Here is a 12,860-nt window from a genome sequence, read left to right as displayed (position 1 = left end):
AATTATGGAAGCTGTAAGAGAAGAAATCATGAAGCGGGGGCTGAAGTTTTCGCTTCGGGATATCGCTGCCAGTCTCGGGATGAGCACGAAGACGATATACCAATTCTATGAATCAAAGGAGCAAATGATAAGCTATCTGATCGATCAATCCATTGCGGGTATGCGGGAAGCTGAGCAGGAAGTGATGAACGATGCTTCGTTGACTGACGTAGAGAAGTTGAGAAGGGCCTTAGTCATTTTGCCTCAAGGATTCGTCATTAAGGACGTTCGTGTCCTTCATGAATTAAAACAACGATATCCGCAATTATGGCATGAGGTGGATACATACTTAAACCATGGGTGGGATAACATTCGGATTTTGATCCGGGAAGGAGTCGCGGCAGGAAGCCTCCGGCCGTTTCATGTCGAGCTGTTCATTCAGACCTACATCGGGGCTTTAAACCAGCTTATGGACATACATGTTGCGAACCAGATCGGATTGTCTCTGGATAAGGTATTGATGCAAATGGTCGAGTTCTTGATGCAGGGCATTTTAAATGAGGGGAATGGATCGGAATGAAGCCGTACCTTTTTTTGCTTGTGGCTATTGTTGGCGAACTGCTGGGTACATCGATGCTGAAATTATCGAACGGATTTACGAAATTATATCCGAGTATTGCGGTGGTCATCTGTTTTGGGTTGGCTTTCTATATGCTTTCCCTGAGTTTGCAACACATCTCCCTAGGCATCGCTTACGCAATATGGTCGGGGGTAGGAACGCTGGCTACGGTGATCATCGGGATTCTGATCTGGAAGGAAAAGGTCGGGTTAATAACCGTTCTTGGTATTGCGCTCGTTATTGCAGGCGTTGTATTGATCAATCTTGGCTCTTCTCCTATGGAACAGGAAGCTTAACAAAAGAGAGCATCGTCGCCGCGATTTGAAGACATCTTCCAAAACGGAGCGCTTTAAAGCCTACCCGTTGGTTAAACTAAAGCAGCCGATCCTTTGGGCCGGCTGCCGAGTCATCGTTATTTCAAAACATCAGCACAATACCCATTTATTTTAGTATGTTGCCTACTGACCTTGCAATCCAATAAAAGATTTCGCCGATTGTTATTACTTTTTCAGCATTATTAATTTTATCATCAATTTCGTCTTTGCTATTTTTATCAGTGAGCATTTTAAATCTATCCCCTTTTCAGTTGATTCAATCCTGTTCTTATCGCAACAAGTACAGACGCAGCTAAAACCAGCCAAAATTCGTTATACTCTCCCAAGTAACGGATGTAAAAAATGGTATAACGTGTAGTAGTCCCCTATAAGTAAATTCACTGATTCTTATATTAAAGCAACCGGTTAAACACCTGTTAAATCCATTCTTAACATCACCTTAATTCAGGTTGATTAATCATTTCAGTACACGGATTTCATCTAAGTTAAGCTTCAATCTTATACCCCACACCCCATACAGTTTGAATGAGCTTATAGCCTAATATCTTGTCTACTTTTTCTCTTAGATTACTGATGTGCACCATCACCGTATTATTGCCCTCATAAGACTTTTCCTTCCATACCTTTTGAAAAATGTCTTCGGCAGCAAATACCTGACCCGGATGACTTGCAAGTAAATATAGAATATCAAACTCTTTTGCGGTGAGAACGATTTTTTCTTCATTGTACCTTACTTCGTAACGTCTATGATCAATGGTGAGTGGTCCGTACTTCAAAACGGAAGGATCTTCATACGTACTTTTATTTGCTGGGTAAGCCCGTCTCAATAATCCTTTTACTCTAATTACTAACTCCAGTAGATGAAACGGCTTGGTCATGTAATCATCCGCACCGATCAATAAACCTTCTATTCTATCCATATCCTCTGACTTGGCGCTGAGCATGAGAATCGGAATATCCTCACTCCTCTTCCTTACTTCCTTAGAGAAGGTGAGTCCGTCCATCTCGGGCATCATCACATCTACAATCATCAGATTTATTTCCTGTTCCTCAATGAATTGCAAAGCTTCCCGTCCATTAGATGCAGTCAATACAGTATAACCCTCTTGTCGAAGTGCAAGCGCCACAAGTCTTACAATTTCAAGATCATCGTCTACCACCAATATATTAGCATTCATCCTTATTCTCCTTTTTCAAAAACAACGTAAAGAAAGCTGTCCCGCTCACATCACTTTCCACCCAAATTTCTCCTTGATGAAGTTCAACAATATTTTTTGCAATAGCTAGACCAAGCCCTGAACCTGCCTCGGTAGCTTGATCCGCTCGATAAAACCGCTCGAAAACATAAGGAATTGCATACGGAGGAATTGGTTTCCCATAATTTCTTACTTCGATACGGATCCCACTTGTATCCTCCTGAAGCTGTATGTCAATCCATTTTCCATCCGCACCATATTGTAGAGCGTTATTTATAAGATTTTCGTAAACTCGTACTAATTTCTCAGCATCTGCATGTAGCCAAACTTCACTATCTGGTAAGAATAAACGATACTCCATACGCCTTGCTTTAAACTCAGGAATAAACTGTGCAGCAAGCTGTTGAAGCATTCTGGTCAAATTTACCTGTTCTTTATGAAGCGAAAGTTTTGGACTTTTAGTACGAACATACTCAAAAAGTTCATTAACAAGACGATCTAAATTTTTGCTTTTCTCATAGATTATAGACGTATAGTATCGCATCTCCACTTCATCTTGGTAACGATCTTGTTCAATAATATAGAGATAACCAAGAATTGATGTTAGAGGCGTACGTAGATCATGGGATACCGAAGTAATAAGCTCATTCTTAGATTCTTCTGCTGCTCTTTCCTGCTGAAGGGAAAGCTCTAGCTGCTCAACGAGTTTATTGATGTTCTGTGCCAGACCTCCAAAAACCGAATCCTGTTCGCTAACAGGCAATTTTAAGTTTCGATTTCCTTCTACCATGGATTGAAGGGTTTGGGATAACTCCGCATAGTAACGAAAAGACCGCCGAGACACTATGAATAGATTGAATATGAAGGTAAAGAAAAAAACAAGAAACATAATAGAAAACACCTTGGGCAGCAATCCGTTAAGTTCATAAATTAAACTCATTATGAAGTTATATAATCCCTCTGAAATAGCTCTTACAATCAAGATAACAGCCATAAGTAAAAAACAAATTATTAACGCAAATACTGCGTTGAGACTAACAAATCTCGCCAGTTCCAAACGCATTCTCTTGTATTTCGTTTCCATCCAATCCACTCCACCCCGTACTTCAATTTATGAATATATTATTGTACGCAAATAACCATTTTATAAACATACCATATAACTTATATACGACATGCCCGGCATTTTCCACTGCTTCAGCTCACCCTACAAATAAAAACTTTAGAATTCTTTATTTTCAATTTAAGCTTTCTAAATGTTCTCCTTGTAAACTGGTTACAAATCAGCTGATACAACAAAGGAGAGAGTTTTATGGATTTGTTATACACTATTCCACCAATAGCCGTGTTAATCCCATTAGCATTGCTATATATCATTTTTAGAGTGATCACTCATAAAAAAAATAAGATAACATTACTTGAAGTTTTATTTTTTTGCTATGCGTTGGGTGTCATTTATTTTGTATTTTTACCTATAGAGCTAACCTTCGGCATTCACCGTAATCAAGCTCCTTGGTACAGTTCAATTAATTTTATCCCCATTTTAACAATTGATATGACAAGTTTTATATTAAATATCATTCTATTTATGCCATTGGGTGTTTTCGTATGGCTTGCGCCTCGCGGCATCTTTTCCTTAAAACAAGCAATACGAATAGGACTGACCGTATCATTCGGCATTGAGTTTATGCAGCTGATCCTTAAATTAATTCTAGGCAGTTCAAGAAGTATTGACATCAATGACCTTATAGCTAACACGATAGGGTGTGTTGTAGGTTACCTCATAATCCAACAAGTTATCAAAATAGGACCGATCAAGAACCTTTTACGTTGGATTTCCCCTAACAATCAACGACTATCTTAGAGAATATAGATAAAAACAAAAAAGACAAGGCATCGAACCGAGGGATCTCTTTAAACAGTTCATGCCTTGTATTAATCTGAGGCTCAGTTTGCTCACCTTATCCAGATAACTGCCAATAACTTAAGAAACATTCAAATAAGTATTATTGGGAACTGTTAGACTAACCTGCTTCGTTAATTGAACAAAAGCAGCCGATTCCATTTTCGGCTGCTTTCGGTCCCATGCAGGCATGAACCAGGGAACAAGCCGCGCAGCCCGCTTTCTCCCTGGTCCCTTTAGTCTGCCTGATCTCATTCATGAATTTTCCTCACTCACCTCTAGAAACGGAAGTCGAGGTAGTTCGCATGTTTTATGCAATGACATCGTTTACACTCCTACTGAAGTTGCCTCTTTAAGTACACGTATATTGTAAGAGGAACAAAGAGGACGATTAACAGCAGGCAGTCCCCGATGCCCGCCGCAAGGTCGGCTGCGTTCGCAGTTCCGTGAAACAGTCCGCGTGTCAGCGTAACGGCTACGCTGACCGGGTTCACATCGACCATCACCTGCAACCATCGGGGCATCGTCGATGTGTCGACGAGCACGTTGCTGGCGAACAGAAGGGGGTATACAAGCATCATGCTCGTGCCCGATACAGTCTCCGGCTGTTTAGCCAGATTGCCGATGAACGCAAACACCCAACTTCCAGCATAAGCAAAAAATAAAACATAGATCGACGCCAGCACAGCGCCGACGACACCGCCTTCCGGCTGAAATCCAAGTACCAGCCCCATGGTTAGAACCGTGAGCAGCACCACCAAATAACGGAACCCATCGGCGATGACCGAGCCGATAATGGCAGCGGGCTGCCAGAACGGGATCGTTCGAAGCCGGTAATAGACACCTTTGGCGATATCCGTGCATAACGTTGTACCGGTGTACACCGTTATCGGCACAACCGTCAGCACAAGGATGCCAGGCAGAAGATATTGGATATACCCTCTCAAAGAGCCGGCAATCGCCCCGCTGAACAAGAACGTGAAGATAAGCAGCATGATGATCGGAGACAAGACCGCCTCAACGACCAAGCCAAAACCGTTGTTGCTTATGTGATGCAGCGTTCTCCGCATAAACAGTACAGTGGCGACCAGGCCGCTCGGGCTTTTTCTCGGCTTGCTCGCTCCAGACGTCTGAGTAAGACTCATGATGTCGCCTCGTTTCCACAATTTGTTGTCAGCGCGAAATATACATCGTCGAGAGTCGGCTCGCCCAACGAGAAATCGTCGATCGGCGTCGATTCATCGATCAGGGTGCCGATCACGGCATGCGCCAGCGCCGCTTCTCGTACTCCCGCTCTCACGACCAGCCCTTCTTCATCCGAGTGGGCCTCCAATCCGTATTTGCTTGCGAGCAGACGACAGACGTAAGCTGGATCGCCCCCTTCAGCCAGTCGAATCATCAGCAGCTTGCCGCCGACCGTTGCCTTGAGCTGCTTCGGCGTGTCGACGGCGATGAGCCTGCCCTGAGCAATGAAACCGATGCGATCGGCCAATACATCGGCTTCTTCCAGGTACTGTGTCGTTAGCAGCACAGTTGTCCCCTTTTTAACCAATTGGCGCAGCATTCCCCATAGTTCACGACGGCTTTGGGGATCGAGTCCGGTCGTCGGCTCATCAAGAAACATCACCTCGGGCTGGGAAAGAATGCCCGCTGCAAGGTCCAACCGTCTGCGCATGCCGCCCGAATACGTTCCAACCGGCCGTCCGCCGGCTTCCGCTAGATAGAACGATTCGAGTAGTTCCGACGCAAGCGCACGAGCCTCCTTGGGAGAGTAACCGTGAAGCCCAGCGAACAGAGTCAGGTTCTGCCAGCCGGTAAGCGACTCGTCCAGTGCCGCGTATTGGCCTGTGACGCTGATGCGCCTTCGAACAGCGACGGCTTCCTTTACGACATCGTATCCACAGACGCTCGCCGTTCCTCCACTCGGACGAAGCAACGTCGTCAACATGTGGATCGTTGTCGTCTTGCCGGCGCCATTCGGCCCAAGAAGTGCGAACAGCTCCCCTTGCCGAATGGATAGATCTACTCCGCGAACCGCCTCGTGATCCTTGAAGGATTTGCGTAAGCCTTGCGCTTCAATTGCATAGCCCATTTTCCGATCCTCCTACGCCGTTATAGAAACTCCCTTTTGTGCTCGGCAGCCCACTCGGCTAGATTGCGAGCCGGTCGGCCTAATACTTGCTCGATTGTTGGCAACAAGGTATATCCAGATGTCGGGGTGTTTATTGCCATTTGCACGAAAAATTCAATGCTCTCCTCGTCGTACCCCTGTTCCCGCCATTGCTGCCGCGCTTCTTCTTCGGACAACTCGATGAATCGGATGTCTTTGCCGATCCCCGAGGCGATCACCTGCACCGCTTCGCGGCGCGTCAGCGCTTCAGGTCCGGTCAACGGATATATTTGGGTGTGATGGCCTTCGCCGAGCAGCGCTTCGACGGCGACAGCAGCAATATCGCCCTCATGCACCCGTGCGCTTAGCGCATCTCCGCAAATTTCCCGCACCACACCTTCCGTTCGGATGCTCTCCTGCCAATCCGCCAGCACGTTTGCCATGAATTCGGCAGGTTTAACCAGCGTCCACTGCATACTGCTTTCCCGCAGCGTTTCCTCGACTGGACCTTCCTCATAGCCGACGAGTACGACTACACGCTTGACTCCGGCCGCTTCAGCCAACGCCACAACTTGCGGGTTCGTGTTCAAATCGGCGTTCGGCTCATCGCTGGAGATGATCAGGAACATCGCTTCGATCCCTTGCAACGCTTCCTTTAACGTCTCCGGCTTCATCAGATCGCCAGTTAAGATCTGCACGCCTTCCGGCAGCTTGGCTCTCGCCCGTTCTGGATTACGCGTCAGCGCCTTTACAGGATTTCCTCGCTGCACCAGCAGTTCCGTCACATGTTGTCCAACCGTGCCTGTTGCTCCCGTTACCAAAATCGTCATGCAGAATCTCCTCCTTGAGTTTTCAAATAATGTCGGCGGATGGTTTCGATATGGGCGATAACGTCGTCCCGCAGTTCAGCCGGCGATACAATCTCGACGTTCGTTCCGTAGCTGACGATGGCCGATAGCGCATACTCTTTCTTGTAAAAGGTCGTGCGCACAACGATATAATCTCCTTGATACGCGCATTCCCCCGGGAATTGTTCCAGTACCCGGGTGCGAACCGTCAGGTCGAAGCGAAGATGAGCATGTATACCTTGAATTTCTTCTCGTTCAGGCTCTTCCGGAATTTGCAGAGGGACGAACCTTTCCTCGGACACATCAAGCGAGGCGATACGCGACACGCGAAAATAGCGTTTAGACTGACGCGATCGACAGTACCCTTCCAGGTACCACACGCCTTTCTCCCACAGAAGATTTAGCGGCTCCACGTACCGCTCGGTTGCTGTGCCGGACGCGCTTGTGTACGCTAGTCTAACCACTCTGGATTGCCGGACAGCTCTAAAAAGCTCCTGAACGTAATTCACGTCATCGTCCGACATGCTAATGCTCAGGATGACAGCTTCGCCGCTTCTTTCGTTCGCCAATTCCGGATTCAGACTGGCCAGCTTCCGCATGGCGGGTGCCACAGCATTTCCCATAGTTCCTTCCAACGCCTTTAAAAGCATATAGATCACCGACAATTCATCGACCGAGAAGTGCTGCCGCGTCAGGAAAAACCCGTTCATCAACTCGAACCCGCCGTCCGCGCCGGCAAATGAAGCGACGGGGATGCCAGCCTGATTGATCAGTTCGACATCACGGTAGACGGTGCGTATCGAAACTTCGAACTTGGCGGCCAGTTGCGCAGCGGTTATCCTTTTTTTAGCCATCAGTTCCAATGCGATCCCAAGTAAACGATCCAGTCTCATAGCTATTTCTCCTCTCGGTCAGTGATGTGTGGGTCATCTGCTGCTATTCTAAACTAATAATCCTGACAACATCGTTGTCAGGATTTCAACGTAATACATATCTTTTTCTACCTCTTGTAGAATATTAAAATGGTCTATGCTCGGATATTTTCCTTACTGCAAACCATAGCTCAACGAAATGAAGCCCATCTTTACCTCCTGTAATTTCAAATTCCATTCCATCGACCTGTTCGTATCCAGCAGTAGGCAGCCATTCGGAGAAAAATCGTTTATACAATGTCTCAATCGTTTCATCAAATTGGTCCCATGTGAACGGATCCGAAGAAAATATCGCCCACGTTTGAGCTGGTATGGTTATGCTTGTGTACCCATCCGTTTTACTTGAATTACCTTTAAATGCGCACAGCATGTACGGAAAAGTATCCTCATCTGTTTTTTTGTAGCTGCAAACGGCATGTACCTTATGATAGTTCTGATTTAAAAAGGCGGGGAGGTCGCCTGCATTGGCCGCAAGCCTTTCAACCTCGCCGTTCGCATGGCTTTGCTTCCATAATTCTGCCGGGGTGTCTACGCCGTTTAATGGAAACATTTTTTCGATCCCGTATACTTGAAAGGATTCTTTCGTCTCGATCCGATAGTTCATAGCCTCTTCTCCTTTAATGGAAATGAAGAAGGATAGTCGAGGATAGGCTTTGAGAGCAGTCCCTTCTTGACGGGCCATTGCCGGATTAACACCATGCAGCGCTTGAAAAGCCCTTGCAAATGAAACCGGTGATTCATAGCCATACTTTATGGCAACATCAACAACTTTTATATCGCTATTCTGCAATTCAATGGCCGCCAGAGTAAGCCGTCTTCGCCTTATATATTCCGCAAGCGATACGTTAGTAATGAACGAAAACATCTTTTGGAACTGATGAGACGAACAGCAAGCACATCGAGCCACTTCGCTTAATTCGATTTCTCCGGTTAAATTCATTTCGATATGGTCCAATGCCCGATTCATTCTCATAAGCCAATCCATCTAACCCCTCCTCTTCATAGAAGTATAGTGATGTCATGGCTTCGTATCGCAACTTTTTGTGCATAAATAAGTTTCCTATCCGCCAGTCTCGATCTGTGACACAAACTTATGCTTCCAGTTACATTGAAGAAAGCGAAACACACCTTACTATGACCAAAATCGCCGCGCCTATGAGTTAAGTCACATCAATGGATTCAGAGGAAACTATAGAAACCGCATTAATCAACCACACAAGGCCACTGCGAGTGCAGTACCATCTTCCGATCGCTGTTATCCCCAGATTTTTTTTGAATCTCCTTGTCTAAGGGGAAAATCCGGTGATAAACGCGAACGCTTCGCTTCTCCAGATTGGTTCTGCCTCTCCGTTAACGTGTGTATGTTTTTTGCGGTCTATATAGTATCAGTGGATTCAGCTTCCGATACAACGCGACGGATAAACTCCGTTTTCGCATCTGCGTACGCCAACTTATCGGTCGAATTCGCCTTTGCCAATGCCTCTTTAAGCTGTTGATACGCTGTTCTTGCTTCGACATTGGATATTAAATAGTCCCTGAAAAGCAACTGCTTATGCAGATATTCACTCCCGGACGGGTACATATGAATTTGGTGAGTTCTAGGTTCGCCTTTACTGAAATAGTGCCGATCCGGTAATATATTGGTGCCTTTATAGGAGTAACCCACCCTCTCCAGCCCAGGGATGCAGCGCTCTCCTTTTTCAAAAAACTCTACTTCAATGGCAATGTCAATGATCGGCTTGGCATGTAGTCCTTTGATGGCAGTGCTTCCGATGTGATGAATCGATTGAATATCGCCCTTCAGTTCATTACGAATCTTCATCGCTTCCTCAGTGAATTCAACTTCCCATTGTTCAGTCCATGGAACAAGAAACACCTGACCTTTGGGCAAGCCGAGCATCTGAATCACCTCTTTGGATTTTATATGTATTTGGATATTCACCTGCAGAAACATGGTTTTTAAACCACCTGTTTTCGTTCAGATCTTAAATGCATAAATCACTGAGGTCCTTTTCTCTAAGAAAAAATAAAGTTCAATACCTCTTTCGTGTATTTCTCTGGCTCCTCAAGCCTCGGAAAATGAGCACTTCGATCAAACATGACGAGCCTACCGTCCTGCACCTTCTCCAAATAAACCCGTTGCTGCTCACCACAACAAACAGGATCATAGGCCCCTGCTAATAATAGGGTGGGTTGTGTTAACCCGGAGAGCTTGGGCAGCAGATTTTCAAAAAACAATCCTTCTTCTTGCAGCTTTTGACTATGTACTTGATTCTTACTCCACATATCATTTGAGGATGCCTGGCTTTGCATGATTTCATCATATTGATGGGTAGTTAATTGCCGAAAATATAAAAGATTCTTATCCTCGCCTAATAATTGAAAAACATCCCCTAAAGCATTCCATAATTCATTTGCCTTGTAACTTCCATGGAGATACTCATTCGACGCTTCAATACCAGGTTGATTCTGAACATGAATAAAATGTTCTTTGGCTTTCGAAATGATGGATCTGGTTGCCCTTTTCACATCAAAGCAAGGCGTTTCAAAAATCACTTTATGGATCGATTCTGGATAACTTAATGCATATTTAACCGCCAAGTATCCACCGAACGAATGCCCTAATAAACTCCATCTGCTGATTTCCAATTGTTTTCGTAGTTCCTCGAGATCTTCAATAATATCGTTTAATCCAAATTGTTCATTCGCTTGAATGGGGTCAGAGCGTAATACGCCTCTTTGGTCGATCGCAATCACTCTTAAGGAATCAGATAAAGCTTCAGCTTGAAAATAACAAAAGTCAACACAGCTTGCCCCGGGTCCCCCATGCAAATAAAGGAGCGCTTCTTCACATGGTTCATTGTACTGTTCAACAAATAATCGAGTGCCTCTGATTGAAAATAAGGATGAACTCATACTGTCCTCCAATCTTCATACTACAGTTATCCAATATAGATGATGATTTTCTCATCACTAAATGCTTCTCCGATCTTCTCTAGAAGGAAATTGATTCGATTTATTAATTGAGCAGAATCATTTTCATCCAAGTTTCTCCGAGCCCATTCCCTTAACACATGGAATTCACCCGTTAATTTGGGAAGATCATGAATATTGATATCTATGCCAGGATCAGCAAATCGAGAAATCAAATCCAATTCCAATGCGATGATTCCAGGCACCCAGCATCTTTGGAAAAAGGCTTCCGTTGACACCGGGACATAAAAATGATCCTGATCTTTTGGCTCTATGATAATTGCAGCAATGGTCAGATGAATCACCCCCACTTTTGTTTGATAACTTCTTTGGTATTCATTCTACATCTACCAGTATGTCTAGTCCTAATAATCCGTTAATATTATGATATTTGAATGCAAATCTCTCTTTAGACCCACGTTCTTCCGCACCTTAACGATAACTTGTTCCTTGGAAGTATGATAGACCAAGGTTTTATCCCGGCTATTTAATAATTCTCGGGTTGCCTCTTCGTCGCGTACAGGTCCGATTACAGCAACCTCATCTATAACTTCTTGATCCTCCGTCTCTTCAGAGTGAAGAACTTCAAACTTCACAAATTGATTCGGAAAAATCTGTTGAACCTCTTGCCATTTCATACTCATCCCCCTGTCAATCAGCTGATTTAGCTCAGGAGTGATCTGGAATCATCCCGTTTACTCGTTACAGCCCGAAAAGTCCTCCAAAACCTTGGATTTGTCGCCATACACTTTGTCCAGATGATCCTCTCCCCAATAACATAAAAAATCGAGGGCGGGCTTTAGTCCCCAGCCGTAGTCCGTTAACTCATATTCCACTTTAGGGGGAACCTCCGAATAGACCTTCCGTTTCACAATCTCATCCTTCTCCAGGCCTCTTAGTTGAGTCGTCAGCATTTTCTGCGTAATGTCAGGGATCAACCGCCTGAGCTCCGACGTACGTTTCCGTCCTGTCATCAAGTGATAGATGATCAACGGCTTCCATTTTCCGCCCATCACCTCCAAGGCCGCCTCTACGCCTACTTTATATTTCTTGGGAGCGTTCGTTTTGCGATGCTCAGTCATCTGTTATCCCTCCGTGATCAGGCTGTATCCAGGCTACAACCATTACCTCCATTCTACTCTTCAGTCCATGATCAGGACCCATTTTCAAGACATCGACTTAGGGTACTTCAATGTTCCTATGGTACCTCATTCTTCCTATAGCACTTGAAAGTGCGTTCTTCCAGAATATTTCATTCCTCGTTTATAATAGCATCAGCCATGGAGCATGGCTACAAGTCAGCGCTGGAGAAAGGTCGTGAAATACAAATATGAACGTATTGGTTATCGTTTCGCACCCGAGAAAAGATTCCTTGACCTTTCAGGTTGCCGATCGTTTCGTGCAAGGTCTTGCCGAGGCTGGCCACGATTATGAAATATTGGATTTGCACGAAATTGGCTTTGACCCTGTTCTTCAAGGCGTCGATGAACCTGACTGGTCTCTGGAGCATCAGCTCTTCTCCCCTGAGATCGAAACGGAGATCCAACGGTTGAAGAGGCATGATGCCGTGGCCTTTATTTTTCCAGTCTGGTGGTGGCACCTGCCGGCCATGTTGAAAGGGTATGTTGATCGTGTATTGAACAACGGGTTTGCCTACGGTTCGAACAAGCTTCATCATCAGCATATGCTGTGGATTGGGCTTGCGGGCGTTTCGAAACAACAGATGCAAAAGCGCAACTACGATGAATCGATCACGCATCTGCTTAATGTAGGCATTGCAGATTATTGCGGTGTGCCCCATTCCAAGGTTGAATTTTTATATGAGACTTTGGATTCCAAGCCAGAACATTATGAAATGCTGCTTGATCGGGCTCATCATTTAGGAGTGAATTATGCCAAGGACAGCACGCTCTGAAGACCGCTTATAAGTCCAAACGGAAAACAGCCATCTCCTCCCCAGTGGAC

Annotated in this window: 16 protein-coding genes; 4 read left to right on the top strand and 12 right to left on the bottom strand. The window is 45.2% G+C overall.

What is annotated here, in order from left to right:
- The first annotated feature begins 4 nt into the window (after window positions 1-4).
- Both SNR34_RS07820 and SNR34_RS07815 read left to right on the top strand, forming a co-directional pair.
- Window positions 5-559, top strand: coding sequence for a TetR/AcrR family transcriptional regulator (locus SNR34_RS07820; RefSeq protein ID WP_486181607.1), 555 nt, complete (start codon window positions 5-7; stop codon window positions 557-559).
- A complete protein-coding gene (locus SNR34_RS07815; RefSeq protein ID WP_236416241.1) occupies window positions 556-894 on the top strand; it encodes a DMT family transporter in 339 nt (112 codons plus the stop codon). The genes SNR34_RS07820 and SNR34_RS07815 overlap by 4 nt, the downstream gene beginning before the upstream one ends.
- A gap of 524 nt (window positions 895-1,418) precedes the next feature.
- Here the strand turns inward: SNR34_RS07815 and SNR34_RS07810 are convergent.
- Together SNR34_RS07810 and SNR34_RS07805 are read right to left on the bottom strand one after the other, a co-directional pair.
- Window positions 1,419-2,111: a response regulator transcription factor gene (locus tag SNR34_RS07810; protein WP_236416244.1), complete on the bottom strand. Its 693-nt coding sequence runs from the start codon at window positions 2,109-2,111 to the stop codon at window positions 1,419-1,421.
- A complete protein-coding gene (locus SNR34_RS07805) occupies window positions 2,101-3,213 on the bottom strand; it encodes a sensor histidine kinase (protein ID WP_486181606.1) in 1,113 nt (370 codons plus the stop codon). Before SNR34_RS07805 ends, SNR34_RS07810 begins: the two co-directional genes overlap by 11 nt.
- 228 nt (window positions 3,214-3,441) lie before the next feature.
- On the opposite strand from SNR34_RS07805, the gene SNR34_RS07800 reads away from it, so the two are divergent.
- On the top strand, window positions 3,442-3,993 hold the full coding sequence (locus tag SNR34_RS07800) for a VanZ family protein (RefSeq protein WP_486181605.1): 552 nt from the start codon (window positions 3,442-3,444) through the stop codon (window positions 3,991-3,993).
- 374 nt (window positions 3,994-4,367) lie between these two features.
- Here the strand turns inward: SNR34_RS07800 and SNR34_RS07795 are convergent, their stop codons facing one another.
- The 10 genes from SNR34_RS07795 to SNR34_RS07750 all read right to left on the bottom strand — a co-directional run bounded on the left by SNR34_RS07795 (window position 4,368) and on the right by SNR34_RS07750 (window position 11,977).
- Complete coding sequence (locus tag SNR34_RS07795) at window positions 4,368-5,177, bottom strand: ABC transporter permease (protein ID WP_486181604.1); 810 nt, start codon at window positions 5,175-5,177, stop codon at window positions 4,368-4,370.
- Window positions 5,174-6,124, bottom strand: a complete 951-nt coding sequence (locus tag SNR34_RS07790; protein ID WP_486181603.1) for an ATP-binding cassette domain-containing protein — start codon at window positions 6,122-6,124, stop codon at window positions 5,174-5,176. Before SNR34_RS07790 ends, SNR34_RS07795 begins: the two co-directional genes overlap by 4 nt.
- A gap of 20 nt (window positions 6,125-6,144) precedes the next feature.
- A complete protein-coding gene (locus tag SNR34_RS07785) occupies window positions 6,145-6,972 on the bottom strand; it encodes an NAD(P)H-binding protein (RefSeq protein WP_486181602.1) in 828 nt (275 codons plus the stop codon).
- On the bottom strand, window positions 6,969-7,883 hold the full coding sequence (locus tag SNR34_RS07780) for a helix-turn-helix transcriptional regulator (RefSeq protein ID WP_486181601.1): 915 nt from the start codon (window positions 7,881-7,883) through the stop codon (window positions 6,969-6,971). The genes SNR34_RS07785 and SNR34_RS07780 overlap by 4 nt, the downstream gene beginning before the upstream one ends.
- Window positions 7,884-8,007: 124 nt before the next feature.
- On the bottom strand, window positions 8,008-8,907 hold the full coding sequence (locus SNR34_RS07775) for an AraC family transcriptional regulator (protein ID WP_486181600.1): 900 nt from the start codon (window positions 8,905-8,907) through the stop codon (window positions 8,008-8,010).
- A 390-nt stretch (window positions 8,908-9,297) separates the two neighbouring features.
- Window positions 9,298-9,822 (bottom strand): GrpB family protein, encoded by a 525-nt coding sequence (locus SNR34_RS07770; protein ID WP_486182427.1) that lies wholly within the window; start codon window positions 9,820-9,822, stop codon window positions 9,298-9,300.
- A 116-nt stretch (window positions 9,823-9,938) separates the two neighbouring features.
- Window positions 9,939-10,838, bottom strand: a complete 900-nt coding sequence (locus SNR34_RS07765) for an alpha/beta fold hydrolase (RefSeq protein WP_486181599.1) — start codon at window positions 10,836-10,838, stop codon at window positions 9,939-9,941.
- A gap of 26 nt (window positions 10,839-10,864) precedes the next feature.
- Window positions 10,865-11,200: a hypothetical protein gene (locus SNR34_RS07760; RefSeq protein WP_486181598.1), complete on the bottom strand. Its 336-nt coding sequence runs from the start codon at window positions 11,198-11,200 to the stop codon at window positions 10,865-10,867.
- Window positions 11,201-11,260: 60 nt separating this feature from the next.
- The gene (locus tag SNR34_RS07755) at window positions 11,261-11,533 is read right to left on the bottom strand and encodes a hypothetical protein (RefSeq protein WP_236416259.1); all 273 of its coding nucleotides are present in this window, start codon (window positions 11,531-11,533) and stop codon (window positions 11,261-11,263) included.
- Window positions 11,534-11,590: 57 nt separating this feature from the next.
- Window positions 11,591-11,977 (bottom strand): winged helix-turn-helix transcriptional regulator, encoded by a 387-nt coding sequence (locus tag SNR34_RS07750; RefSeq protein ID WP_236416262.1) that lies wholly within the window; start codon window positions 11,975-11,977, stop codon window positions 11,591-11,593.
- Between the two features lie 248 nt (window positions 11,978-12,225).
- On the opposite strand from SNR34_RS07750, the gene SNR34_RS07745 reads away from it, so the two are divergent.
- Window positions 12,226-12,810, top strand: a complete 585-nt coding sequence (locus SNR34_RS07745; RefSeq protein WP_486181597.1) for an NAD(P)H oxidoreductase — start codon at window positions 12,226-12,228, stop codon at window positions 12,808-12,810.
- Window positions 12,811-12,860: the final 50 nt, after the last annotated feature.

The sequence above is a fragment of the Paenibacillus sp. XP01 genome (assembly GCF_057364885.1).
This window is presented reverse-complemented; position numbering and strand designations above follow the sequence as displayed.